Consider the following 25,017-nt stretch of genomic DNA (forward strand, 5'->3'; position numbering starts at 1 on the left):
CCTAACTTTTAACAGACTAGAGTCTTACTTCGATTTCAGCTGAGTCAAGCTCTACTTTCTTCGCTTTTGCGATACGGTCTTCCTGAAGCTTCACTCTGAGTTCATCATCCTGTAGTGCCATGATTTGGATCGCAAGGTACGCGGCATTTGTCGCACCGGCTTTACCGATCGCTACTGTACCTACAGGCATACCTGCCGGCATCATTACCGTACTTAGAAGGGCATCTTCACCTTTGAGAGGACCGCTCTCCATCGGTACACCCAAAACCGGTTTTGTAGTCGTTGCTGCAAGCGCACCTGCAAGGTGTGCCGCCATACCTGCAGCAGCGATAAATACCTGTGCACCTCTCTCTTCTGCATCTTTGATGTAGTTCTTTGTTCTTTCAGGACTTCTATGTGCCGAAGAGATGATCAACTCATACGGTACACCGAACTTCTCAAGTGTAGTACCACACTCTTTCATCACATCAAAGTCACTCTTGCTTCCCATTACAATCGATACGAATTTCATTTTTTTCCTTTTAATTGATAGCTACGCTAGCGTTCTTTTGGCAAAATGCATATCTCAACCCGACACTCACTCTGTCAAACTCAAATATACATTCCAAAACCACCTTAGTCACACACGTGGTCTTTAGGCACCATATGCATCGGAGTAGAGTCCTCTGTCAACCCTTTTTTCTCCAATGCTTCGGCAATACCGCGTCTGAGGATCGTATACCCCGGAAGCTCGGCTGGAAGAATGATATCATTCAAGTCACCGCTGTGGATACACTCAAACTCTTTGCCAGAGACGGCAATCATTTTCTTGAATGTGAGCCAGTATCTGCCGTCATGCTCTTCGATCTTGCCGTACTCATTATCTACCAGTTCCACACTGGCCCCTACAGGTAGCACGATCTCTACTTCGTCCCCGATACAGGTCTTATCTTTACATCGCCATGTTTTACCGTCTTCACTAACCAGTGCAGCGACCTGATGGGTACCGTTCTGGATCGTGAACTCATGGGATTCGGTATCCTTGCGCTCAAACGGACGGGAAGTGAGGTAGGCATCGGTGAATCCTCTGTTTTGTGTCGTGTTCAGCTCCGCCTGATACTTCTCCGGTTCAAATTTACCGGCATAGAAATCATCGATTGCCGCACGGTATGCTTTGGTGACGACACCCGTATAGTACGGAGACTTGGTACGTCCCTCGATCTTGAGCGAATCGATCACACCTGAAGCGAGTATCTCATCCACGTGTGATGCCATGTTCATATCTTTGGCATTCATGATATAGGTACCGATACCCTCTTCTTCATCCAGTCTGAAGGTCGTACCGCTTTGAGGATTGTGTGCATAGATCTCATACGGAAAACGGCAGTCATTGGCACAGCTTCCCCTGTTTGGCACACGCCCTGTCTGTACTGCAGAGATCAAACATCTTCCTGAGTAAGCAAAACACATAGAGCCATGTACGAAAACCTCCAGCTCAAGATCAGGCAGTACCGATTTGATCGCTTCACAATCTTTGAGGCTGATCTCACGCGCTACGATGATACGCGTCACGCCCATATCATAGTAGACCTGCGCATCAAGGGCATTCATCACATTGGCCTGGGTAGAGAGGTGGATCGGGATATTGGGTGCAATCTTATTTGCCATTTTCACGATCCCCGGGCTTGAAACGATCAATGCATCCGGCTCCAGTTCAGCCATCTTTGCGATATGGTTCTCATAGAGTTTTACTTGTGAGTTAAACGGGAACGAGTTGATCGTCGTATAGACTTTTTTACCCCGCTCATGGGCATACGCTATCCCCTCTTTATAGGCATCCATATCGAACTCTTTACCCGAACGGATACGCAAAGAGAAAGTACTCGTACCGCCATAGACGGCATCGGCACCGTAATTGAGTGCGATCTTCATCTTCTCCAGGTTACCTGCCGGTGCTAAGAGTTCTACTTTTTTCTTTTCAGTCATGTTCTGCCTATTTAGGATAATTTTTGCTCTAATTCTACCTAAATAGTAGTAAAAATCTGTTTTTATGTTAAAATTTGCCTCATGAGAATTGACATACACAACCACACTACCCGCTGTAATCACGCAGAGGGATGCATCGATGAGTATATAGAAAAAGCCATAGCACTGGGGATAGATGTCTACGGTTTTTCCGAACATGCACCGATGGACTTTGACCCGCATTACCGCCTGGCATTTGAAGAGATGGAGGCATACCGCTGTGATGTATTGGGCGCCAGAGAAAAATACAAAGAGAAGATCGATATCCTCTTTGGCTATGAGGTAGACTACCTTCCGGGGCATATGGATGATCGTGTACTGGGTGCGGATGTGGATTACTTCATCGGGTCGGTACACTTCATCGATAAATGGAGTTTTGACAATCCCGAATTTCTGAGCGGCTGGAAAGACCGTGACGTCGACGAGATATGGACAGCCTACTTTGAAGCGGTCGAAGCGATGGCAAAGTTCGGGAGATTTGATATCGTAGGACACCTTGATCTGATCAAGGTCTTTAAGTATCTGCCAAAACAGGATATAAGACTCCTTGCCAAGGATGCGCTCAAAGCGATCAAAAAGGCCAATATGGTACTTGAACTCAACGCCGCGGGCCTTCGTAAACCTATCGGTGAGATCTACCCCTCCAAAGCACTGCTTGAAGAGGCCTTTGAGCTGGAGATCCCTATCACTTTCGGTTCGGATGCCCATAGCCCTGAACAGGTCGGATTTGCCTATGGGGAGGTCACCTCATTGGCCAGTGAGGTAGGCTATACAAAAGCGGTCTATTTTAAACAGCGTGACCGTATGTTGGTTACTTTTTAAACAGCAAGAAAATACTCTAAAACTTTAAGTTCAATCAATTGATGAATATTTCATCACAAAAACTGCCGCCTCTAAATATTTACCTGCTATAATTGTTAGATAATTTCAATTAATTAATGTCAGAGGAGAACCTAATGGGTAAATTTGTGAACAACACAGATGAATTTTACAAATATTGTGAAGAGAACGAAGTTGAGTTTGTAGACTTTAGATTTACAGATATCAAAGGTGCATGGCACCACGTTACATATAGACTGCATGCTGTTAGTACAGAGATGCTAGAAGCGGGTCTTCCATTTGACGGATCATCAATCGAAGCATGGCAGCCGATCAACAAATCAGACATGATCCTTAAGCCGGATGTTGAGACATCATTCCTTGATCCGTTTACAGCGGACAGTACGATCATAGTAGTCTGTGATGTTTACGATATTTATAAAGGTGAACTCTATGAAAAGTGTCCAAGATCGATCGCTAAGAAAGCACTTCAATACCTTGATGAAGCAAACATCGGTGATGTAGCTTACTTCGGTCCGGAAAACGAGTTCTTCGTATTTGATAACGTAGAGTTCAGAGACGATATCAACTCTGCTTACTACAAAGTAGATACTGAAGAGGGTGGTTGGAACACTGATACTAAATATGAGTACGGTAACCTTGGTCACAGACCAGGAACAAAAGGTGGATACTTCCCTACAATGCCAACTGACTCTATGGTAGACCTTAGAGCTGAAATGATGCTGATCATGGAAGAGATCGGTCTTGAAGTTGTACTTGGACACCACGAAGTTGCACAAGGTCAAGGTGAGATCGGTATCAAATTCGGTACGCTTCTTGAAGCAGCGGACAATGTACAAAAATACAAATATGTAGTGAAAATGGTAGCACACCTTAACGGTAAGACTGCAACATTTATGCCAAAACCACTTTACGGTGACAACGGTAACGGTATGCACGTACACCAGTCTATCTGGAAAGACGGTAAAAACCTATTCTACTCTCAAGGTGAGTACGGTAACCTAAGCAAAACAGCACTTGACTACCTAAGCGGTATTTTCAAACACTCAGATGCTGTTTCTGCATTTACCAATGCAACAACAAACTCATACAAGAGACTTCTTCCAGGATTTGAGGCACCATCTATCCTGACTTACTCTAGCCAGAACAGATCGGCAGCATGTCGTATCCCATATGGTGCAGGTGAAGCAGCGACAAGAATCGAGACAAGATTCCCGGATTCAACTGCATGTCCATACCTTGCATTCGCTGCACTACTTATGGCAGGAATCGACGGTATCAAAGCTGGTGGTTACCCAATGGTTGGACCAATGGATGAAGACCTTTTCGAACTTAGCCTTGATGAGATCAGAGAGAAGAAAATTCCTCAGATGCCACACACGCTTAGAGAAGCTATTGAAGGTCTTATCGCAGATAATGAATTCCTTAAGCCGGTATTCTCAGAAGAATTTGTTACTGCTTACCAACACTACCAGTTCGAAAGACAGATCTGGCCGGATGAAGGTAGACCGACAGCATACGAGTACATTACTACTTATTCATGCTAATCTTTCCTCTCGGGCTTCTGCCCGGGAGAAACTTATCTTTTCTATTTATCTCACTACTTTTAAAACCAATCAAACTTCTCCATCATAAGTCTCTAATAAATCATCATAAAACGATCCTCCCAGAGTACATTTTATAAGGTTTTAACACAAAACATTTTTGGTATACTGCTAATACTTTAATGAAGGGGAAAGAGGAGATTGTCTCACAGTAAGTGCAAGCACAAAGTTCCTCTAGTAAATAGTTAGACAAAAAGGAATTAACTTGCAAAATTACGATGATTTTACTGCCAGTCATATTTTTTGTAATGATAAAAACAATAATACTATTTACATTAATGATGAGGGTCAAAAATACATTATCAATGATTCTAAATTAAAACAAAAGCTTCAAGATATTGAAGGCTATAGAAGTTTTATATATCCTGAAATAAAACGTAGATTTATTTCATTTCTTCCAGCAATGTTTATATCTTCTATTTTACTTTTTATTTATAATATCCTTTTTAATGAACCCACAGAAACCATAATGACTGTTGTAATGATGGGAACTTATTTATCTATACATTTATATCTACCATACATATTTCATAAAAAAATATCTGATATTTTGCAAAAATGCAGTATTGTACATGAAGATAATAACGTATAAGGTCTAATAACACTTTCCCTCATTCCCATCGACCTCAATGGGAGCGAAGAGACGATACTCTCACCTCCTCTATTTTGGTGCGTGGTTACGCACCCTACGCGAAAGATAATTGCTCTCGAGATGATTTATTCCACATCGGGAAATATGGAACGAGTCAGAGATGTTATGATCCTCTAGTGTGCAAAGAGCTTTTTCTCTTCCTCTTTTTTAAAGAAGGTAAAGTAGCTCCAGAGCGTCGTACCGTAGACAAAGATAGAGAGGATCACCACACCGGTTGTAACCACTTCAAAGAGCTCTTTATAGGCAAATGAATCCGGGATCATATGTACGAGGATGATCGAGAGCGCCCCTTTCATCCCCGAGAAAGTGAGGATAAACCATCCTTCAAAACCGACCGGTTTGATATGTTTTACTTTGTTGCCCCAGAAAGCGAACTTTGCCATGGAGAGCGCGCGGATCAGTGTCGTGATGATAAACATTGCGAGGATCTCTGTTTTGTACTCCCAGAACTTCTCCAGGCTTACCATCTCGGCCAGGACAAAGAAGATCATCACAGCTGCGATATATCCGAACTCTTTTGCCATCTCATAGATATACTCCATACGCTCGGAGGTTGTTGCGTCTATCCCGTGCAGACGGAATCTCTGCAGAAAGGTTTTGCTCTTTTTGGCATCTTCCCCTTCAAGCTTTTTCATATCGATATCGATCCATGCCTTCGTTGCAATGATCGCCGTGATCAGTGTCAGGATACCGCTGACATGAAAGTGTTCAGCCACGACATAGGCGATATAGGCTTCAATGATAAAAACAAAGAGCTCCCCTCTCTTATCATTGATCAGTTTCATCAGCATATAAAAGAGATACCCCAAGGTGATACCGATCCCCATACTCACTGCAAAGACGCGCAGTGCATCGACGGTCGCCTCACCTGCATCGATACTGCCGCTCATCATCCAGGGAAGACCGATAAAGAAAAAAGCGATAACCGCGGTTGCATCATTCCCCAGTGACTCACCCTCTATCAATACTTTGATATCATGGCTGATCCCCTGAAAACGTGAAAGTACTGACTGTACACTGACCGCATCCGTTGCCATATTGATCGCAAACAGAGAGACATAGGCCCCGAGCGTCAACCCTTCAAAGATATCCATATAATAGAGGCTGGCTCCTGCAGTGATAGAGAGTGCTACGGCGAATACAGCCAGATAGAAGATACTCCAAGCGTGTTTTTTGATATCCGAGAAGTGCAGGTGCAAGGCATCGGCCATAAAGATCAGAGGGATACAGAAGAGTATCACCGTATCAAAGTAGAACTTCAGGTCGATAGGCACCGCCATTTTGGCATAGGTATAGACTAGATAGGAACCGATCAGCAGGAGAAAGACTGAAGGAATTTTCAGTCTCGCTGACACACTGTCAGAGAGAACCACAAGCGTTAAAATCGTAATAAGCAATATCTCGGGTGCAAAACTGTGCATCGTTGTCCTTTAGCTGTTAAAAGAGTGTTCCGCTATCTTCTGATACGGGTGTCTTCGGTACTTTTCTTTTCGGATGAAGCGGATCATCTTCCTCTGTCTCACCACTCTCTTCTCCGTCAATATCGATCGTCTCAGCATACCCTATATCATCTCCGCTCGGTTCATCGTAGTTGATCACCTCTACGATATCGGTATCCTCAACAGGGATAATACCGGTCTCGTTTGCATCCGCAGGAATATCCATACTCTCGTTAAAGCCATACTCATCTTTCGGCTTCACTGTCGGAAGCGGGGAGTGTTTCGTATAGATCTCGCTCTCCCCTTCATAGCTTCCCCTGTAGACACCCTCCGGGATATCAAAGGTACGCTTGGTATCAGGATAGACTTTAAGCAGTTCTCTAAAGTAGTAGGAGAATGCAGGTGCAGCAAGTCCGCCACCTGTCGCACCTCTGCTTGCGATACGTCTGTTATCGTCACGTCCGAACCATACGATCACTTCGATCTCGGGAGAGTAGCCACAGAACCATGCATCGATACTGTTGTTTGTCGTACCGGTTTTACCGGCAAGCTCGATCCCCTCTACTCTGGCATTACGCCCCGTACCTCTCTTCACAACATCCTGCAACACACTGGTCATCAAGTAGGCCTGCTCCGGTGTCGTAAAGTCAGCGATCTCTTTAGGGCGTGTCTCATAGATCACAGCCCCCTCTTTAGAGACGATCTTGCTTACCAGTCTCGGTTCGATCATATGCCCGCTGTTGGCAAAGACTGAAAAGATCTGAGCCATTTTCAGGGGACTCAGTCCCAGGTTCCCCAGCGCAATGGACATATCTCTCGGGATATGCGGAACATCCAGGAACGCAAGCCTCTTACGGATCGTACTTACCCCAAGATCTGCTACCAGGTTGATCGTAGCAAGGTTACGTGAGTGGACCAAGGCCTCTCTGAACGATACAAACCCTTTAAAGTCGCGCTCATAGTTTCTAGGTGCCCAGATCTTGCGCTTGCCTTTATAGTAGTACTGAAACGTTCTGGCAAGATCGGTAAGCGGTGTAGCCGGATTATATCCCATATCCAGTGCTGTCTGGTAGATAAACGGTTTAAAGGCTGAACCGGGCTGGCGTTCGGTCTGTGTCACACGGTTAAACGCACTTCGCTCATAACTCTCCCCTCCGACCATCGCCAGGATATTCCCTGTTTTACTCTCTACAGCAACCAGTGCTGCATTGAGCGTCGTTTTACCTACCTTCTCTTTATACTTGTTCAGTGCTTTTTCATACGCAAAAGTGACTGCCTTCTTGGCGATCTCCTGCTGCTTCATATCCACGGTGGTATAGATCTTGTACCCGCCTGTACGAATATCCCCGAGTTTCCCGTTAAAACGTCTTACGACTTCATCGACGATATAGGGTGCGATATTTTGTGTCAAAGAGGTCTGGTAAACAGTCGGGGACTCTTTGACTGCTTTGAGATAATCCTCTTTTGTGATCCATCCTATACTTTTCATACGGTAAAGGACATTATTGGCACGGTCCAGTGCCCTTTGGTAGTGCTTGATAGGGTTATAGAAGCTTGGTGCATTCGGCAACCCGACAAGTATCGCAGCTTCCTTCATCGTCAGCTCGTTGAGCTCTTTATGGAAGTATCCGTTTGCTGCGGTTTTGATCCCAAAGTAGTTGTTTCCATAGGAGATCTCATTGAGATAACGCTCGATGATCTCCTCTTTGCTTAACTCGTTTTCTATCTTCAGTGCCAGGATCGCTTCTTTCATCTTGCGGGCCAATTTTTTTTCACTGCTGAGCAGTTTGTTTTTGATAAGCTGCTGGGTCAGTGTACTTCCACCCTCTACAAAAGCACCGGCCTGGATATCTTTGATGATCGCACGGAAAATCGCATCGGGATTGACACCGCTATGCTCGAAGAATTTGGTATCTTCCATCGCTACCAACCCCTCTACTACAAAACTGGGGAGTTCATCATACGTTGCATAGAGACGGTGTTGTTTTTTAAAGACATAAGCCAGTCTGTTGCCGTCCTTATCCATAATGACAGAAGAGATCTCAGGTTTATAGTTGATGAGTTTATCCGCATCGAGTTTTACCTCTTCATAGGCATAGATAAATGCTGCCAAAAGTGCTGCAGAAAAGATGATTGCCAGGATAATGGAACCTTTTATAAGACTATGAAACACTGATTACCTTTCGTTAAACTCTTATTATTTTATCGTATTTAGTTCTATAAGACAAAGGAGAGATCCTTTCAGTCCAGATTGTGGTGGATCAGTGCCAGTGCATGTCTGATCTCACGCATCGGTACCCCAAGAGAGAGAATGACTCTCAGGATCGGGCGGGCTACCGTCGGCTGCCTGATCGCACCAACGAGGTACCCTTGTGCCATCAAGCCTTTTTGCAGATAAAGTGCCTGTTCATTGCTTTGTACTTCTATCGGTAAAATAAGGCTTTGAAGCTCGATACCATACGTTTGTTTGACAAACTGCTGACGCTTTTGTATCTCTTCTCTTAACTTCTCTGCCTTTTTACGGATATATCTGAAATTGACCAGTGCCAGTGCCGTATCGATCACCGATGGAGCGGTGGAGTAGATGACGGACTTCGCACGGTTCTCCAAAAAACTGATGATCTCGTTGCTCGCCAGGATATAGGCACCGTATGAGCCGTATGCCTTACCCAGTGTACCCATCTTGATATGACGTTTGGTGATAGGAATGCCGTAGTGTTCAAAGATCCCTTGAAGCTTCCAGCCAAGTACACCCGCACTGTGCGCTTCATCCACGATCAGAAGTGCCTGCTTCTCTTCAGCCAGATCAAAAATCTCTTTTTTGGCAAGCTCGCCGCTCATCGAGTAGACCCCCTCGATCGCAATGATCTGGCGTTTGGCAGGAGAGGCTTCAAGCTTCTCTCTGAGATCCTCTGCATCATTGTGTTTGAAGGTCACGACACGGTCTCCCAGAAGTTGTGAAGCCAACACACCCGAAGCATGATACTCCTCATCCATAAAGAGTATATCGCTTTTGCGAACCAGTGACTCGATCAGTGCCATATTGGCCAGAAACCCTGAACCGACGATCAGGCCATCTTCAAAACTGTTCGCCTCAGCCAGCTCCATCTCAAAGATACGGTGGATCGGGTGATAGCCATTGACCAGCATACTTGCTTTGGGGGAGATCGTCTCATAATCCTCCAGAAGTTTGATCGCTTTTTTGAGATGCTTTTTTTTGGTAGAGAGACCCAGATAGTCATTGGAGGCAAGATCCTGCAGGGTATCATCATAGAGTTTGCGCTCTCTAAAGCGCCCGGCTCTTTTCAGTGCTTCTATTTCATTCTCATACATCATCTTATTTTCCTAACCTATTTTCCCGGCCTATTTGCCCAACCTATTTTCCCAACCATGGCAGCAGTGTCTCTACCTGGAGCCCCATGGCCGTACTCTCAAATCCATCCACTTCAAGGATATACTTTTTACAGAATCCCTCTACCATACATCCGCCTGCTTTCCCCTGCCACAATCCGCTCTGAAGATATGCTTCCATCTCCTCTTTCTCAAAGGGTGCAAAGCGGTAATGCGTGGCTGAGATATCTGAAAAGAGCAGTGTTTTGGAGCGGTAGTGGGCGGAAGAGATGATCGAGATCGTTGAGCCGCTCTGTATCTCAAGGATACGTCTCGCATCTTCGATATCTTTAGGCTTGCGAAGGATCGAACCGTCCGCTGCAGCGATCACGGTATCTGCGCACAAAAGCGGGATATCGAGCCCAAACTCCCGTACTGCAGCCTCTAGCTTTCCTTTACTTGCCGTATAGACAAAGTCTTTGGCAACCGTCGTCGTGATCTGCTCTTCATCATAGTCAGGTACTCTTTGTATAAAATCGACACCAAAGTTTTTCAGAAGCAGCGCTCTCGACTCCGAAGCTGAACACAAGGTAATCATCAGAGTCCTCTAAGTGCGATACCGGTCCAAAGCGCTGCAAGCCCCAAAAGGATATTGATCGGCAGGAGCAGTTGCGGTATCAAAGCCATCATGGCTTTTGCCCCGGGAAGGTCACCTGCATCAAAACGCTTTTGTGCGTTTCTACGCTTCAGGTACATCCAGCTGAAGTTCACCGCCATCACTGCCCAGATAGACTCTTTGAAGAGAAAGATCATCTTCTGCTCGCCATGGTGCCCCTGCTGCGCTACGGCCATGATAAGCCCTGTGATAAAAATCACTACGATAAACGGGATCACAATATGAAAGAATTTTCCTACCAGCATCAGTGTCTTGCCAAGCTTGATCCTCGCATCATCGATACTCTGCATCGTAGGGTGTACGGCAAAGCGTATCGCGATCATTCCTCCTACCCAGATAAAGGCAGAGAGCACGTGCAAAAAGACGATCGTATGGGCATAGTTCGTATAGAGTTCAGTCATGATATTTAGAGGTTCTCTTCTAGGTATGCCAAGGCTTTTTCTTTCGCTTCAGCGATCTTGGACGGGTCTTTACCTCCGGCCTGGGCAAAGTCCGGACGACCGCCGCCTCCGCCGCCTAGTACCGGTGCGATCTGCTTGATCCAGTCACCGGCTTTGATCGCAGTCTCTTTGCTTCCGCATGCAAGCATGACTTTATCACCCTTTTTCTGGAAAAGCATCACTGCGATATTCGGATACTTGTTCTTCGCCTCGTCGATCATCTCTTTGATATCTCCGGCTTCCACCTCATCCACGATGACGTTCACACCGTTGATCTCTGTCACGCTTAGCTCTTTTTTCGTTGAGTTAAGTGCTGCCTGAAGCTCCTCTTTGAGCGTTTTGATCTGCTCTTTGAGTTTTCCTATACCTGCGATAGGATCCTGGTTTTTCACCTCTGCTTTGACTGACTCGAGACTATCTTGAAGCTCAAAGAGATACTTCGTAGCGGCAATACCACAGATCGCCTCGATACGTCTTACCCCTGCACTGACACCGCTCTCTTTGCTGATAACAAAGAGTCCGATCTCTGCAGTGTTGTCTACGTGTGTTCCGCCGCAAAGCTCTACAGAGACATCTCCCATACTTACCACACGCACACTCTCACCGTACTTCTCACCGAACTGTGCTTTGGCACCCAATGCTCTGGCCTCATCGATATTCATCTCCTGAGTTGTAGAGGAGACACCTCTGGCGATCTTCTCATTCACCCAGTTTTCTACCGTTCGGATCTCTTCTGCACTCAGTGCCTGAGGATGGGAGAAGTCAAAACGAAGTCTGTTCGCCTCAACCAAAGAACCTGCCTGAGAGATATGCTCTCCAAGGATATCATAGAGTGCTGCGTGCAGCAGGTGTGTCGCAGAGTGGTGTTTGACAATCTCGTTTCTCGCCTGATCCACGATAGCAACCACGCTATCATCAACAGAGATCGTTTCAGTCGCTTCTACTTCCGAAAGGTTCATCCCCTGGAAAAGCTTGGTATCGAGTACCTTCGCTTTACTTTCAAGCTGACCTCTGTCACCGATCTGACCGCCCGACTCTGCATAGAACGGTGTCTCTTCAAGCATTACCCATCCTATACTTCCCGGCTGCAGACTTGAAACCTGTTTAAAGTGCTCATCCAGGAGTCCAAGAATTTTTGTCTGGTATGTCTGCTTCTCATATCCTACAAACGTGTTCTGACCGAACTGTTCTTTAAGCTCCTTGAAGTCACCCGTTGCAGCCGCTTCACCGGTACCTTTCCAGCTTGCTTTAGACTGTGCTTTCTGTGCTTCCATCTTGCGATCGAAGCCTTCGCTGTCCAGTGCAATACCTTTTTCTCTGAGCATATCTTCAGTAAGGTCAAGCGGGAAACCGTAGGTATCGTAGAGTTTAAATGCCACTTCACCGTTAAACATATCCGTGGTATTCTCCAGCTCTTCTTCAAAGAGTTTGATCCCCGCATCGATCGTATCGAAGAATCTCTCCTCTTCGAGCTTCATCGAAGCCTTGATCGCTTCAGCCTTCTCGATAAGGTATGGATACTGCTCACCCATCACTGCACCGATCGTATCGACCAGCTTGTACATGAACGGTTCGCGCAGTCCAAGCAGGTATCCGTGACGGATCGCACGGCGCATAATACGGCGAAGTACATACCCGCGTCCCTCTTTGTCGAAGTTGACTCCCTGAGCAAGCAGGAATGAGGTAGAACGGAGGTGGTCTGCGATCACACGGTAACTTGCAGAGTTCGGTGCTTCATACGCATACGCTTCACCTACAAGCTCACCGATCTTCTCAAGGTACGGCATAAAGAGGCTTGAGTGGTAGTTGTTGAGCACGCCCTCTTTGATCGCTGCAACCCTTTCAAATCCCATACCGGTATCGATACTCGGTTTTGGAAGCGGTTTAAGGTTCCCTTCGGCATCTCTTTCATACTGCATGAAGACAAGGTTCCAGATCTCAAGGAATCTGTCTCCCTCTCCACCCATATGGTCTTCAGGACCGTTGAAATGCTCTTCGCCCTGGTCATAGAAGATCTCACTGCACGGTCCACATGCACCTGTATCTCCCATCTGCCAGAAGTTGTCTTTGTCTCCAAAACGCATGATACGATCAGCCGGAACATGTGCCTGCCACAATTCAAAGGCTTCATCATCATTCTCATGTACCGTGACCCAGAGTTTGTCTACCGGAAGCCCAAGATACTCAGGAGAGGTCACAAACTCCCATGCGTATGCCATCACCTCTTTTTTGAAATAGTCTCCAAAAGAGAAGTTACCCAGCATCTCAAACATCGTATGGTGTCTTGCCGTATATCCCACGTTGTCAAGGTCGTTATGTTTACCGCCTGCTCTGATACAGGTCTGTGCTGAAGTCGCACGCGGAGGGTTGGGGATAGGTTCTTCACCTGTGAAGATCCCCTTGAACGGCACCATCCCTGCATTCACAAAAAGCAGTGATCCGTCATCATCGATCGGTATAAGCGGTGCAGAAGGGACAACCGTGTGTCCTCTGCTCTCAAAATAGTCTAGAAATTTCTGTCTGATATCCATTGATTTTACCTCAAAAAAGGCATTATTCTGCCTTTAAAAAATTGAGGATATTTTATCTAAAATGTAGTTAATCTGCGGTTGGTGTAAAATGATACTTTTATCATAGGGTGACAAATAAAGAAGCTGTGGCCCGGAGACACGGGGAACCGGAGCTAGAGGATGAGGGGAAACAGTAACGTATAGTTACATTTCAGAAGATATCTAACCAGGAAATATGTAGGTCGGGGTGCCCCACCCCGACACCATAGATCATTTTCTATAAGCGTATGCTCCGCTCAAGAGACGTTTGGCAGTGCCAAACCTACAACTATTCAAAAAAGTAGAAATCACATACATCACCAGGATAATAAGGATTTTCATATGTAGGATCAAAATCAAACGCACCGTCATAATCTGTTTCGCCAGAAATACCTGAGTCACACGAATATTCAACGTCTGCCAAACCTACTGTGCCACTCGAGTTTGCTCCGAGATATAGTATATTATATTCAGAAGAGACTGTGTCATCTAGATCCCAAAAAGTACAAGTATCACCATCTCTCATCCGAAACTCACCATGATCACCGGTATCTCCTACATAAGAATCACATTCATAGTAAACACCTTCTACCCCTACATACTCACCCAAAATATCATCATAGGTCTGAAGATAATAGGTATGGTCATAGGAGTCACTACCTCCACATCCGTTCAGCGACAAGACAGCCACTGCTGCACTCAAAAAACCTGCGATCTTTTTCATACTTCTCTCCTTTCACCTCTCATCTATTTGAAGATCGTACAAAAGAAACGTGTTAGATTTGTGTAAGGAGCTGTGCAATCTTTCTGCTTCCCTCTTTCTCCACACTCTCCATCAGCCCTCTGCTTTTCGCTTCCAGGTCCGTATCAAGCAGAGACAGGACCTTCTCTTTGTCGATCTCGTTTTCACGCATCAGCCATGCCAGCTTTTGCTCTACCAAAAACTTCGCATTGTAGTACTGGTGGTCACTGGCTGCATGAGGATAAGGGATAAAGAGTGTCGGCAGTGCCGTAGCGGAAAGTTCCCAGAGCGTCGATGCCCCCGAGCGTGCGACTGCGAAGTCCGCCGCTTTCATATACTCTGCCAGCTTCGTCGTAAACCCGAATACCTCTGCCTCGATCCCCAGCTTCCCATAGGCTGCACTTACCTCATCGATGTTTCTCTCTCCGGCCTGGTGGATGATCCTGATCCCTCGTTCTTTGAGTATCGGTGCAAGGGAGAGAGCCAGATCATTGATCCCTTTGGCTCCCTGTGAACCGCCTAGAAAGATGACTGTTTTCACCTCTTTTCTGATCCGGGCATTCTCAAAAAACACCTCTTTGATCGGATAGGCCTTCACCGGGCTCTCTTCAAGATAGGAGGAGATAAAGAGATCCGCATAGGGCTTGAGCAGTCTGTTGAGTGAGCCCAGTGCGGCATTTTGTTCATGAATGACTAACGGTATACCTGAAAGCTTCGCTGCCAGTGCAGCAGGTGCTGCAGAAAATCCCCCCACAGAGAAGACAACACTGGCCTGATGTGACTTGAGTATCTTGCGAACTTTCAGGGCAGAGGTGAAGATCTTCCAGAGTGAACCGATCTTTCCCAGCAACCCCTGATTGACCACTCCCCTGCTCTCCAAAAAATAGGTTTTGGCAAAATCGCTGTCTTCGGCAAACCATGCCTGGTCCTGACCTTTTGTGGAACCGATATAGATCAGCTCCTCCTCTTTCAAATGCTCTTTCACCGCTTTGATGATCGCTAAGTGGCCGCCTGTTCCACCACCTGTCATGACGATACTCATATAGTTCCTTTCTGTCTATTACAACTTGAGATTTATTGCCCAGTTTACAGCATACGCCCTTCTGCATCCCTGGGTACTTTTTTGGAGATCATCAGTACCATACCGATCGCCAGACCAGCGGCCAGGATATGCGATCCCCCGTAGCTTAAAAACGGTACAGCGATCCCCTTGATCGGAGTGATCCCCGAGATCCCGTAGGAGTTCAGCACAAAGGCAAAAGCGATCAACAGTCCGATACCGACACTGAACAGATAGTAGATAGGATCTTCGACTTTTGCAGCGATCTTGAAAATACGGTAGATGATAAAGAGTATGGCAAAGCTCACCAGAGCCAGTCCCAAAAAGCCGAACTCCTCGGTAATCCCTGCCAGGATAAAGTCCGTATGGACTTCAGAGAGATATCCCAGTTTAAACTGTCCGTTACCCAGTCCCTGTCCAAAGTAGCCACCGTTATGGATCGCGTTGAGTGAGTTAGAGATCTGGTAAGGCTCTTTGGCCGCATCGACACGAAGATTCTGTACCCCTTCAAACGGCAATAGCGAGAGGATGTTATCCTGTACGGTACTCCACCAGCTCTTGATACGGGCAACCCTGTGCGGTGCAGCGAAGATCAGTGCAACAAATGCCCCGAATGCTCCGGCGACCAGGGTTAGGAAAAACTTGTAACTGCTTCCGACCAGCAAAAAGAGCACCACCAGTGTACCCCCGAGTACGACAACCTGTCCAAGATCCTTCTGGAAAATTGCGATCAGTACCACGGCGATCAGAAAGAGTGCGATATAGGGGGAAAATGCCTTGAGCTCTTCTGCAAAGCTCTTCATATTCTTGCTCTGAAACTTTCTGGCGAGACTCCATGAGAGGAAAAAGACAAAACCGATCTTGAAAAACTCTACCGGCGCGATCGAGATCGGTCCCAGGTGGATCCAGCGTTTTGCACCCCCTACAGCCTTGACAAGAGTTGAAGGGAGAAACTGCATCGCTATCAGAAGAAGGAAAAACGTAACAAAAAGGACCATACTTATAGGTACGAACCACCTGTCCGGATCCATTTTACTGATGGTGATCATCGTCATCAAAGCGATAAAGACCGCAATCGACTGTCGAATGAAAAAGTGGAAATCACTATAATGGAAGTGCAGCACGGTATAGGTCGAAAGCGAGTAACTCATCATCAATGAAAATGTCAAAAGTGCTACGACGGCTGCCAAAAGCGGTTTATCTATCATAATACGGTATCTCTCAATGGAATGCTATTTTTTTGAATGAATCCGTCAGTCCTGCAAGAATTCAACTTTTTCTATGAAAATTTTCGTAAAACTGTGACTAGGATACTAGATCGGACCAAGCTTAAAGGGTATTTTATCAGAGTTAGTAGATAAATTTGATAAAATCACACTATATTGTCCGGGTGGAAGGTCATACAGGGAGCGCATGAAAGAAGCAGTCAACAACAGAGCGATCAAGAAAAAAAGCAGTAAAGTACTGACACTTTTTTTGCTTTTGGCACTTCTTGTGACCATTTTTCTATTATCGGTACTCAATACGATCCACTCTGATCGGCGTATCCCGAGTGAGCATGCCACACTGCATGACCGTTCACTCCGTGGATCGATCATCTCCGCTGACGGTTATACCTTAAGCTACTCTCAGAAAACCTACCAGGCTGTCGTACGCGGAGCAAGTATCAAACCGGAAAAAAGAGCACTTTTTATCAAGTTTTTCAGTATCTACAGCGGTATCTCCATCGAAGATGTACGAGAGAAATTTACCGATAAAAAGGGCCGGCCTGTCACGGGGAATATCATACTCTCCAAGGAACTCAATGCAAAATCGGCAATGCAGCTCAAAGAGCTGGCATATAAACTGAGAAAATTGGATGTTTTTCAATGGGTGGAGAACAGCAACGGCGTCAAAGTACTCTACGGGCTGGATGTCATCGAAAACGGGGAGAGCAGACGCTTCCCGCTCAAAGATGTCCTAAGCCCTACAGTGGGATACGTGGGGGACAGACAGGAGGGACGATATATCCGTCCGCAGGGTAAAAAAGGACTGGAGAGACAGTACGAGGAGCATATCACTTCCAAAAAGAACGGCTATTTTCAGGGGAAAAGAGATGTCATCGGTACGGTCATTCACGACAAAAACAGTATGAAGATCAAACGTATCGACGGGCTTGACCTGCACCTCAACATTCCCTTGGCCCTGCAGCGCCGTATCGAGATCATGCTCGATGCCATGAAAACGCAGATCGATGCGGAGGAGATCATTGTGGGTGTGATGAAAAGTGAGACCGGGGAACTGCTCACTCTTGCCAGTTCGGAACGGTTTGACCCTTCCCATATCACCCAGAAAGATATCCCTGCGCTCAACCCGAAGTTTGCAGAGTACCCATATGAAGCAGGGTCTGTACTCAAACCGCTCACCCTCTCCGTCGCGCTCAAAAACGGTGTGATCACCCCGACGACGAGGATCAACACCGAAAACGGCCGGATGAAGATAGGAAGGTTTACGATCAGGGATGACCACAAGTATGAATCATTGGATGCTGCAGGCATTATCATCCACTCTTCCAATATCGGTAGTTCCAAAATATCATGGAGACTGACAGGAAAACAATTCAGGGAAGGTCTGCTTGCCTTCGGTGTCGCCAAACCCTCCGGTATAGACCTCTCACGTGATCTTCCCGGAAAACTCAAGCCTCTTTACCTGCTGAATCATGAACTGCATCGTGCCAGTACCTCCTACGGGTACGGTATGCATATCACCTTTGCCCAGCTTTTGAAGGCCTACTCTGCATTTAATAACGGTGGGACAGCTATGACCCCGAGGATCGTGAGCTATCTTGAAGATGCCAAAGGCAACCGCTATACACTGGATCCTGAAGTACCGGACCTTCCTGCGATCGATCCAAAGACCTCCCAGGTCGTACATGATATTCTGGTCCGTGTCGTAGAAGAGGGGACAGGGACAAAGGCACAGTTTCCGGGTCTGGAGATCGGAGGGAAGACCGGTACGGCCCATATCGCGAAAAAAGGACGCTACCTGCGAGAGTATCACAGCAGTTTCTATGGCTTTGCCAATGATAAAGAGGGAAACAAGTATACGATCGGGGTGCTTGTGATCAAAGCCAAAAAATACCGCAAATATTTCGCTTCACAGTCTGCCGTACCGACCTTCAGAAATATCGTAGAGATACTGGTCGACCAGAACTATCTCAAACCGGATGTCAAAGAGTCAGAGGAGATAGAGACCAACGAACTGCTCTACCAGCTAGAAGAGGAAGAGCCTGCCCTGCCTGAGACCCCTGCCCCGAAAAGGGAGACGCTCAGCGATGATACGGCTGCACCGGACAGCGGTGATAAACCCCAGAGATCGATCAGAGAGCTCTTTGAGCTCAAAGAGAAACCTAAGCCTAAACCTAAACCGATACCTAAACCAAAGCCAATACCGGTACAGAAGCCGGCCCCTAAACCTAAACCGGTTCAAAAAATCAATCTCGAAGAGCTTGATCAGCAACTCTTTTAACAAAAGTCTACCGGGCTATATCCAGATATTGTCTATCAGCCTCGGTTTTCCTATCCAGGCAGCGACCAGAATCATCGTATTGCCTATCTCCACTTTTTCCAAAGGTCTGAACGCACGGTCAACGATCGCAACATACTCCACCTCATCCGCCTCTTTGAGGACTTCCATCATCTCAGCCTTGATCGCTGAGACGTCAAGTTTCCCACCCATGATAAGCTTAGAGGCACGTTTGAGTGAGCGTGAGAGGCAGAGTGCCCGTACTTTCTCTGCTTCACTCATATAGGCATTGCGGCTGCTCAGTGCCAACCCCTTCTCATCACGGACGATCTCACAGGGAATGATATTCACATCCATAAAATAGTTTTTGACCATCTGTGCAATGAGTGCCAACTGCTGCGCATCTTTTTTCCCAAAGTAGGCATTGTCCGCACCACTGAGGTTGAGCAGTTTCATCACGATCTGAAGCATCCCGTCAAAATGTCCCGGACGCTTGTGTCCCTCCAGGATATAACCGCGGATAGCAGGTGCGCCGATACGGAGCTCATCAGCTTCGTACATCTGATCGATAGTCGGCATAAAGAGGATATCTACTTTTGCCAACGTACAGATCTTTCTGTCCGCCTCCTCCCTTCGGGGATAGGCATCCAGGTCTTCACCTTCCAGAAACTGTGTCGGATTGACAAAGATCGAAACGATGAGATGATCATTCTCTGCTCTGGCCTTTTGTATAAGAGAGAGATGTCCCTGATGCAAAGCTCCCATGGTCGGGACAAAGCCGATACTCCCCTTCAGTGCTTTTTTTGCCTCTTGCAACTCTTTGATCGTATGTACAATGATCATCACTAACCTCAACTTTCGCTCAATTTTGGTAAAATTTTACCAAAACTATCCACTAGAGAAATTAAATCAGGGTGATACCTGAGGCAAAATAGTTCTACTTTAGTGCGATACCTTGATAAAGAGCTTATGCCCGTCAAGAAGATAATATATAAAGGCTTTTCACTATGGACGCGTACGAATACGGCGAACTGCTAAAAACACTTTCCACAAAGATGGAGAATATCACCAATATCGTCAAACCCGATGAGCTTCAGGCAAGACTGTCAGAGATCGACGCTATGCAACAGGATCCCAGTTTCTGGAACGATGCTGAAAATGCCGGGAAGATATCACAGGAGAAGACAAGAACAGAGAGGGTTCTTGCCACCTATAGTAATGCAAATGATGCCCTTCAGGACGCCATTGAATACTTTGAACTCTCCAAAGCAGAGGGGGATGAAGAGACGCTGGAGATGCTCTATGAAGAGGCACCGAACCTTGAAGCCAATACACAGGCGCTTGAGATACAGATGATGCTCAGCGGAGAGCATGACAGCAACAATGCCATCGTCTCTATCCACCCGGGTGCAGGAGGTACGGAGTCACAGGACTGGGCAAGTATGCTCTACCGCATGTACCTGCGATGGGCTGAACGCCATGATTTTAAAGTAGAGGTCCTTGACTATCAATCAGGGGAGGAAGCGGGGATCAAAGATGCCTCTTTCATTATCAAAGGGGAAAATGCCTACGGGTATCTCAAGGTAGAAAACGGTATCCACAGACTGGTACGTATCAGTCCCTTTGACTCCAATGCCAAGCGTCATACCTCCTTTACCTCGGTCATGGTTTCACCGGAGATCGAAGATGACATCGATATCGAGATAGAAGATAAAGATATCCGTATCGATACCTACCGTGCCTCGGGTGCAGGCGGTCAGCACGTCAACAAAACTGAGTCAGCGATCCGTATCACCCACATCCCGACCAATATCGTCGTACAGTGTCAGAACGACAGAAGTCAACACAAAAACAAAGCTTCTGCCATGAAGATGCTCAAGTCACGTCTCTATGAGTACGAAATGGCCAAAAAACAGGCTGAACTGGACGGGATAGAGAAGTCAGAGATCGGATGGGGCCACCAGATACGCTCTTATGTGATGCAGCCCTACCAGCAGGTCAAAGATACCAGAAGCAATCAGGCATTTACCAATGTCGATGCGATCCTGGACGGAGATATAGATAAGATGATCGAAGGTGTTTTGATCACTCAGGCAAAGTAAGCCTACTTTTTTGGAGACTCTTCTTTTGCCTTCATGGGTCGCACTGCTCCACCATTCCGGTTCCGTCACTACAAATGTGAAACTATTCACATTTGCTTAACGTTCCTCATCTTCCTCTTTGGACAAAAGTTTCGTCAGGAGAATCGAACCGTAAAAGACAAAAAAGAGCATACCGACAGTATAGAGGATGTCCATCAATGCGATATCTTTCATAGACTCTCCTTGAGGTGTCTCTCTTCAAGCGTATAGATTTTGTTACACCGCGCAGCCATTTCACTGTCATGTGTCACCAAAAGCAGTGCCGCTTGATGTTGCTGGATATAGGCCAAGAGCACATCCATCACCAGTTTGGCCGTCTCCTTGTCAAGGTTACCTGTCGGCTCATCAGCGAAGATGACACGCGGTTTTTTGCTCAGTACCCTCGCGATGGATACACGCTGCTGCTGTCCGCCCGAAAGGTCTCCTATCTTGTGTTCCATCAGCTCTTTGATCTCCAGTTTTTCCAGCAGGCTGTCATCGATCTCCTCACCTGAAAGCATCGTAGCGACATTAACATTCTCCATTGCACTCATCCCCTTAAAGAGATAGTGAAACTGAAAAATGATACCGATCTCATAGCGGCGCAGCTCTTCGAGTTCACCCTCTTTTAACCTGTAGAGCTCTTTATCCAACAGCTTTACGCTTCCCTTGTCGGGTTTCAAAAATGTAGAGAGGATATGCAGGAGTGTAGACTTGCCGCTGCCGCTCCGTCCTACAATAGCAGCAGACTCAGTCGCATTCAGTACAAAATTTACATCATCAAAGAGTGTATATTCAAAACCGTGAGAAATTTCCTTGGCCTCTAAAAGAGTTTGTGACATCTATCATTGCCTTTAAATAAGTTGGGTAATTCTAACATAAAAGATTTTTGAATTGTCAACAGAATCATCAATAACTCTCTTGACTCAGCCCATAAAGTGAAAATATTAATAGGTGATAGAGACATAAAAGCTGATATCAAACTCGTCATCCTCACTGAGAAAATTGTTTTTTTTGTAGATCACATAGGAAGGTTTTGTCGTGGTCTCATAGTCACTCTTCACCAGCCACTCATGATAGACCCAGTGAATGAACTTCAGCATATCCCCGTGTTTCCCCTGCAGATCAAACTTTGCATAGACTCCGTCGGATATCTTGAACTTGGGCAGACGCTGGCTGTTGACCTTCTCTTCTTTCGGTGTAGTGACGCAGGCGATATATTGACATTCTGCCAGCGGGGTGATCGTAGGGTTGTCATGCAGCAGAGCGATCTGTGTAGACTCCCTGATATCATGACTCAGTATCCATGTCTGCATCTTCTGCCATGTCTCCTTGACATTGACATCATACCCCCGGTTACGGATATAGTAGCTCTCAATAGAAGGCATCTTTACGATCGTCGGTGTCATTGCACTAAAATCAGCCTGAGAACGCATCGCATTTTTTGACTGTCTCAAAATCTCGTTGGAGTAGCATTTGTACCCGCCCTGACGCCAGGCTTTCGGCGTCATACCAAAACGCTCCTTGAATACTTTGATAAAAGAGGATTGTGAGCTATACCCGCATTCATTGGCAACATTGGAGATCGTGGAGTATTTATTGGTCAAAAGAAGGTTGGCCGCCTTTTGCAGCCTGATAGACTTGATACTCTCATAGATATTCTTCCCAAACGCCTCTTTGAAGATACGGTGCATATGAAACCTGCTTACATCCAGATCTTCACTCAGCTCTTCAATATCGATATGTGTATCGATATGCGTATAGATATAGTACATCATATCATTGGCCAGTTTGGTTCTTTTTTCCAATGTCTCTTTTTTCATACGCTCCATTATATCAAGGATAAACACAATTATACACATAAATAGACACTATATTTAGCAATAACAGACAATTAACAGTGCAATAAATATGAAGAAGTAACACCTTCAATCATCCTATAATGACATAAACTTTCATAGAAGGAATGATAAGATGAAAAAAATCAACAAAATCCTTATCGCAAACCGCGGTGAGATCGCACTGAGAATTATCCGTGCATGTAAAGAGCTTGATATCCAGAGTGTATCGATCTACTCTGAAGTGGATACCGAAGGGGTTTGGGTCATTAAAGCAGATGAATCTTACCTGATCAAAGGGGATGTGCTTCAGGCCTACCTCAATTATGACAATATCATCGCTGCCGCAAAAAAATCCGGCTGCAATGCGATCCATCCGGGGTACGGGTTCTTGTCTGAAGATGCAGACTTTGCCAAAGCGTGTGAAGAGAACGGCATTATCTTTATCGGTCCCAAAGCGGAACATATCGCTCTTTTCGGGGACAAGATGGCATCCAAGGTGGCGATGAAAGAGGTTGGTGTACCGATACTTGAAGGAACGAACGAACCGATCCTGGATCAAAAAGAGGGAGCCAGAATCGCAGAACAGATAGGATTTCCCGTCATTATCAAGGCAGCATTCGGCGGGGGCGGCAGAGGGATGAGGATCGTCCATAAAGCAAAAGATTTTGAGTCAATGTTTGAAAGTGCTACCTCTGAAGCAGTGAAGTTTTTCGGAAAGGGAGAGGTATTTATCGAAAAATATGTCGAAAACCCCAGACATATCGAAGTACAGATCATTGCGGACAAATACGGAAATGTCGTACACCTTGCTGAGCGAGACTGTTCGATCCAGAGAAGACACCAGAAGGTGATCGAGATCGCCCCCTCTCCCCGTCTTAATGATGAAGTACGAAAAGAGCTTTACCGCATCGCCACAAAAGCAATGTTCAAACTGGGATATGAAAGCGTAGGTACCATTGAGTTTCTTATCGATGAAGAGGATACGATCTACTTTATCGAGATGAATACCCGCGTGCAGGTTGAACACCCTGTCACAGAGATCATCAGCGGTATCGATATCATCCAGAGAATGATAGAGATCGCTGAAGGCGACAAGCTCAAATTCATGCAGGAGGAGATCAGCTTTAAAGGGTATGCGATCGAATTCAGGATCAATGCGGAAAACCCTGAGAACAACTTTATGCCCTCCTCCGGAACAATCAGCGCCTACCTCACACCGGGCGGCCCCGGAGTAAGGCTTGATACCAGTGCCTATGCAGGCTATACTGTACCGACGAACTATGACTCGATGATCGGAAAACTCATCGTCTCGTCACTTGACTGGGAAGGTGCGGTCAATAAAGCACGCAGGGCACTCGATGAGTTCTTTATCGAAGGGTTGCCGACCAATATCCCGCTGCATCAGCAGATCGTCAGGGATGAGGATTTTATCCAGGGGAAGTTCACTACCAACTACCTTGATGAAAAGCTTCCCAAGTTCCAGGTGGTAAATCCCGAGACCAAGAAAAAGATAGAAAGCAAACTTAGATCGATATTTTCAAAATTTCTTTTTTAACAGAGGGAGATACTATGGATATGGCTGAGCTTATTGAAGGTAATCTGGCATTTCAAAACGCTTCTTTTAAACTTTTCAAAGAGGATTATGAGGCACTTGTAAAACATGGTCAGGCACCTGAAGTCCTCTTTATCGGTTGCAGTGACAGCAGAGTAGTGCCTGACCTTATCCTCCACTCAAAGCCGGGGGATATGTTTATTTTGAGAAATATCGGGAACTTCGTACCTCCCTTCAAAGCGGACAATGAATTTCATGGAAGTGCTGCAGTGATCGAATATGCAGTCAGTATCCTCAATGTCAAACATATCATTATCTGCGGGCACTCTCACTGTGGTGCCTGTCAGGCACTCTATCAGGAGTTTGATGACGATATAGGCCTCATACATATACGAAAATGGCTTGAACTTGGGGCAAAGGCCAAAGCAGAGGTACTCAAAAAGTATTCACAGACATTAAATCAAGAAGAACTCTATCGTAAAACAGAAAAAGTCTCTATCCTCTATCAGCTTCAAAACCTACTCACTTATCCTGAAGTGAAAAAAAGGATAGAAGAAAAAAAACTTGAAATACATGGATGGTACTATAGAATAGAAGACGGGATGATTGAAACTTATAATAAAACAAAGAAATGCTTTGAAAGAATGAACTAAAAAATAAATTT

21 protein-coding genes are annotated in these 25,017 nt (G+C 45.9%); 7 read left to right on the forward strand and 14 right to left on the reverse strand.

Going from position 1 to position 25,017, the window contains the following annotated elements; translation table 11 throughout:
• Positions 1-16: 16 nt before the first annotated feature.
• A complete protein-coding gene (gene purE / locus AC4JOV_RS11430) occupies positions 17-511 on the reverse strand; it encodes a 5-(carboxyamino)imidazole ribonucleotide mutase (protein WP_229937456.1) in 495 nt (164 codons plus the stop codon).
• 104 nt (positions 512-615) lie between these two features.
• On the reverse strand, positions 616-1,965 hold the full coding sequence (locus AC4JOV_RS11435; protein ID WP_229937455.1) for a peptidase U32 family protein: 1,350 nt from the start codon (positions 1,963-1,965) through the stop codon (positions 616-618).
• Positions 1,966-2,046: 81 nt separating this feature from the next.
• Here AC4JOV_RS11435 and AC4JOV_RS11440 point away from each other — a divergent pair, with 81 nt between their 5' ends.
• The 3 genes from AC4JOV_RS11440 (at position 2,047) to AC4JOV_RS11450 (ending at position 5,040) form a co-directional block, all read left to right on the forward strand.
• A complete protein-coding gene (locus AC4JOV_RS11440) occupies positions 2,047-2,826 on the forward strand; it encodes a histidinol-phosphatase (RefSeq protein ID WP_229937454.1) in 780 nt (259 codons plus the stop codon).
• Positions 2,827-2,960: 134 nt separating this feature from the next.
• Positions 2,961-4,391, forward strand: a complete 1,431-nt coding sequence (glnA, locus tag AC4JOV_RS11445) for a type I glutamate--ammonia ligase (protein ID WP_229937453.1) — start codon at positions 2,961-2,963, stop codon at positions 4,389-4,391.
• Between the two features lie 262 nt (positions 4,392-4,653).
• Positions 4,654-5,040 (forward strand): hypothetical protein, encoded by a 387-nt coding sequence (locus AC4JOV_RS11450; RefSeq protein WP_229937452.1) that lies wholly within the window; start codon positions 4,654-4,656, stop codon positions 5,038-5,040.
• Positions 5,041-5,213: 173 nt separating this feature from the next.
• Here AC4JOV_RS11450 and AC4JOV_RS11455 read toward each other — a convergent pair whose 3' ends face one another.
• From AC4JOV_RS11455 to AC4JOV_RS11495, 9 genes are all read right to left on the reverse strand, one after another.
• On the reverse strand, positions 5,214-6,521 hold the full coding sequence (locus AC4JOV_RS11455) for a cation:proton antiporter (RefSeq protein ID WP_229937451.1): 1,308 nt from the start codon (positions 6,519-6,521) through the stop codon (positions 5,214-5,216).
• Between the two features lie 16 nt (positions 6,522-6,537).
• Positions 6,538-8,712: a transglycosylase domain-containing protein gene (locus AC4JOV_RS11460; protein WP_229937450.1), complete on the reverse strand. Its 2,175-nt coding sequence runs from the start codon at positions 8,710-8,712 to the stop codon at positions 6,538-6,540.
• Between the two features lie 68 nt (positions 8,713-8,780).
• On the reverse strand, positions 8,781-9,872 hold the full coding sequence (locus tag AC4JOV_RS11465; protein WP_229938361.1) for an aminotransferase class I/II-fold pyridoxal phosphate-dependent enzyme: 1,092 nt from the start codon (positions 9,870-9,872) through the stop codon (positions 8,781-8,783).
• Positions 9,873-9,915: 43 nt separating this feature from the next.
• The gene (gene maf / locus AC4JOV_RS11470) at positions 9,916-10,467 is read right to left on the reverse strand and encodes a septum formation inhibitor Maf (protein ID WP_229937449.1); all 552 of its coding nucleotides are present in this window, start codon (positions 10,465-10,467) and stop codon (positions 9,916-9,918) included.
• Positions 10,467-10,946, reverse strand: a complete 480-nt coding sequence (locus tag AC4JOV_RS11475; RefSeq protein ID WP_229937448.1) for a hypothetical protein — start codon at positions 10,944-10,946, stop codon at positions 10,467-10,469. The genes maf and AC4JOV_RS11475 overlap by 1 nt, the downstream gene beginning before the upstream one ends.
• Positions 10,947-10,951: 5 nt before the next feature.
• Complete coding sequence (gene alaS, locus AC4JOV_RS11480; protein ID WP_229937447.1) at positions 10,952-13,516, reverse strand: alanine--tRNA ligase; 2,565 nt, start codon at positions 13,514-13,516, stop codon at positions 10,952-10,954.
• Between the two features lie 307 nt (positions 13,517-13,823).
• Positions 13,824-14,258, reverse strand: a complete 435-nt coding sequence (locus AC4JOV_RS11485; RefSeq protein ID WP_229937446.1) for a hypothetical protein — start codon at positions 14,256-14,258, stop codon at positions 13,824-13,826.
• A 52-nt stretch (positions 14,259-14,310) separates the two neighbouring features.
• Positions 14,311-15,318 (reverse strand): undecaprenyldiphospho-muramoylpentapeptide beta-N-acetylglucosaminyltransferase, encoded by a 1,008-nt coding sequence (gene murG, locus AC4JOV_RS11490; protein WP_229937445.1) that lies wholly within the window; start codon positions 15,316-15,318, stop codon positions 14,311-14,313.
• A 44-nt stretch (positions 15,319-15,362) separates the two neighbouring features.
• Entirely contained in the window at positions 15,363-16,544 is a 1,182-nt protein-coding gene (locus AC4JOV_RS11495; protein ID WP_229937444.1) for an FtsW/RodA/SpoVE family cell cycle protein, read from the reverse strand.
• Between the two features lie 205 nt (positions 16,545-16,749).
• Between AC4JOV_RS11495 and AC4JOV_RS11500 the strand changes: the two genes are divergently transcribed.
• Complete coding sequence (locus AC4JOV_RS11500; RefSeq protein WP_229937443.1) at positions 16,750-18,843, forward strand: peptidoglycan D,D-transpeptidase FtsI family protein; 2,094 nt, start codon at positions 16,750-16,752, stop codon at positions 18,841-18,843.
• A 15-nt stretch (positions 18,844-18,858) separates the two neighbouring features.
• Here the strand turns inward: AC4JOV_RS11500 and panC are convergent, their stop codons facing one another.
• The gene (panC, locus tag AC4JOV_RS11505) at positions 18,859-19,683 is read right to left on the reverse strand and encodes a pantoate--beta-alanine ligase (protein WP_229937442.1); all 825 of its coding nucleotides are present in this window, start codon (positions 19,681-19,683) and stop codon (positions 18,859-18,861) included.
• Positions 19,684-19,847: 164 nt separating this feature from the next.
• Here panC and prfB point away from each other — a divergent pair, with 164 nt between their 5' ends.
• On the forward strand, positions 19,848-20,942 hold the full coding sequence (prfB, locus tag AC4JOV_RS11510) for a peptide chain release factor 2 (RefSeq protein ID WP_229937441.1): 1,095 nt from the start codon (positions 19,848-19,850) through the stop codon (positions 20,940-20,942).
• A gap of 209 nt (positions 20,943-21,151) precedes the next feature.
• On the opposite strand, the gene AC4JOV_RS11515 is transcribed toward prfB, so the two are convergent.
• Positions 21,152-21,802 (reverse strand): ABC transporter ATP-binding protein, encoded by a 651-nt coding sequence (locus AC4JOV_RS11515; RefSeq protein ID WP_229937440.1) that lies wholly within the window; start codon positions 21,800-21,802, stop codon positions 21,152-21,154.
• Positions 21,803-21,907: 105 nt separating this feature from the next.
• Entirely contained in the window at positions 21,908-22,783 is an 876-nt protein-coding gene (locus AC4JOV_RS11520) for an AraC family transcriptional regulator (protein ID WP_229937439.1), read from the reverse strand.
• 151 nt (positions 22,784-22,934) lie between these two features.
• On the opposite strand from AC4JOV_RS11520, the gene AC4JOV_RS11525 reads away from it, so the two are divergent.
• Together AC4JOV_RS11525 and AC4JOV_RS11530 are read left to right on the forward strand one after the other, a co-directional pair.
• Entirely contained in the window at positions 22,935-24,356 is a 1,422-nt protein-coding gene (locus tag AC4JOV_RS11525; RefSeq protein ID WP_229937438.1) for an acetyl-CoA carboxylase biotin carboxylase subunit, read from the forward strand.
• Positions 24,357-24,370: 14 nt separating this feature from the next.
• Complete coding sequence (locus AC4JOV_RS11530; protein WP_229937437.1) at positions 24,371-25,006, forward strand: carbonic anhydrase; 636 nt, start codon at positions 24,371-24,373, stop codon at positions 25,004-25,006.
• Positions 25,007-25,017 lie beyond the last annotated feature (11 nt).

This window comes from Sulfurovum sp. MH2-6 (genome assembly GCF_058374785.1).

What these genes read in the sequence shown, in the direction of transcription:
- AC4JOV_RS11440 (WP_229937454.1), top strand. Translation starts at nt 2,047, where the DNA reads ATGAGAATTGACATACACAACCACACTACCCGCTGTAATCACGCAGAG.
- murG (WP_229937445.1), bottom strand. Translation starts at nt 15,318, where the DNA reads ATGAGTATCGTCATGACAGGTGGTGGAACAGGCGGCCACTTAGCGATC.
- AC4JOV_RS11530 (WP_229937437.1), top strand. Translation starts at nt 24,371, where the DNA reads ATGGATATGGCTGAGCTTATTGAAGGTAATCTGGCATTTCAAAACGCT.
- AC4JOV_RS11495 (WP_229937444.1), bottom strand. Translation starts at nt 16,544, where the DNA reads ATGATAGATAAACCGCTTTTGGCAGCCGTCGTAGCACTTTTGACATTT.
- prfB (WP_229937441.1), top strand. Translation starts at nt 19,848, where the DNA reads ATGGACGCGTACGAATACGGCGAACTGCTAAAAACACTTTCCACAAAG.
- glnA (WP_229937453.1), top strand. Translation starts at nt 2,961, where the DNA reads ATGGGTAAATTTGTGAACAACACAGATGAATTTTACAAATATTGTGAA.
- AC4JOV_RS11435 (WP_229937455.1), bottom strand. Translation starts at nt 1,965, where the DNA reads ATGACTGAAAAGAAAAAAGTAGAACTCTTAGCACCGGCAGGTAACCTG.
- panC (WP_229937442.1), bottom strand. Translation starts at nt 19,683, where the DNA reads ATGATCATTGTACATACGATCAAAGAGTTGCAAGAGGCAAAAAAAGCA.
- AC4JOV_RS11455 (WP_229937451.1), bottom strand. Translation starts at nt 6,521, where the DNA reads ATGCACAGTTTTGCACCCGAGATATTGCTTATTACGATTTTAACGCTT.
- AC4JOV_RS11525 (WP_229937438.1), top strand. Translation starts at nt 22,935, where the DNA reads ATGAAAAAAATCAACAAAATCCTTATCGCAAACCGCGGTGAGATCGCA.
- AC4JOV_RS11500 (WP_229937443.1), top strand. Translation starts at nt 16,750, where the DNA reads ATGAAAGAAGCAGTCAACAACAGAGCGATCAAGAAAAAAAGCAGTAAA.
- AC4JOV_RS11485 (WP_229937446.1), bottom strand. Translation starts at nt 14,258, where the DNA reads ATGAAAAAGATCGCAGGTTTTTTGAGTGCAGCAGTGGCTGTCTTGTCG.
- alaS (WP_229937447.1), bottom strand. Translation starts at nt 13,516, where the DNA reads ATGGATATCAGACAGAAATTTCTAGACTATTTTGAGAGCAGAGGACAC.
- AC4JOV_RS11465 (WP_229938361.1), bottom strand. Translation starts at nt 9,872, where the DNA reads ATGTATGAGAATGAAATAGAAGCACTGAAAAGAGCCGGGCGCTTTAGA.
- AC4JOV_RS11520 (WP_229937439.1), bottom strand. Translation starts at nt 22,783, where the DNA reads ATGAAAAAAGAGACATTGGAAAAAAGAACCAAACTGGCCAATGATATG.
- purE (WP_229937456.1), bottom strand. Translation starts at nt 511, where the DNA reads ATGAAATTCGTATCGATTGTAATGGGAAGCAAGAGTGACTTTGATGTG.
- AC4JOV_RS11475 (WP_229937448.1), bottom strand. Translation starts at nt 10,946, where the DNA reads ATGACTGAACTCTATACGAACTATGCCCATACGATCGTCTTTTTGCAC.
- maf (WP_229937449.1), bottom strand. Translation starts at nt 10,467, where the DNA reads ATGATTACCTTGTGTTCAGCTTCGGAGTCGAGAGCGCTGCTTCTGAAA.
- AC4JOV_RS11515 (WP_229937440.1), bottom strand. Translation starts at nt 21,802, where the DNA reads ATGTCACAAACTCTTTTAGAGGCCAAGGAAATTTCTCACGGTTTTGAA.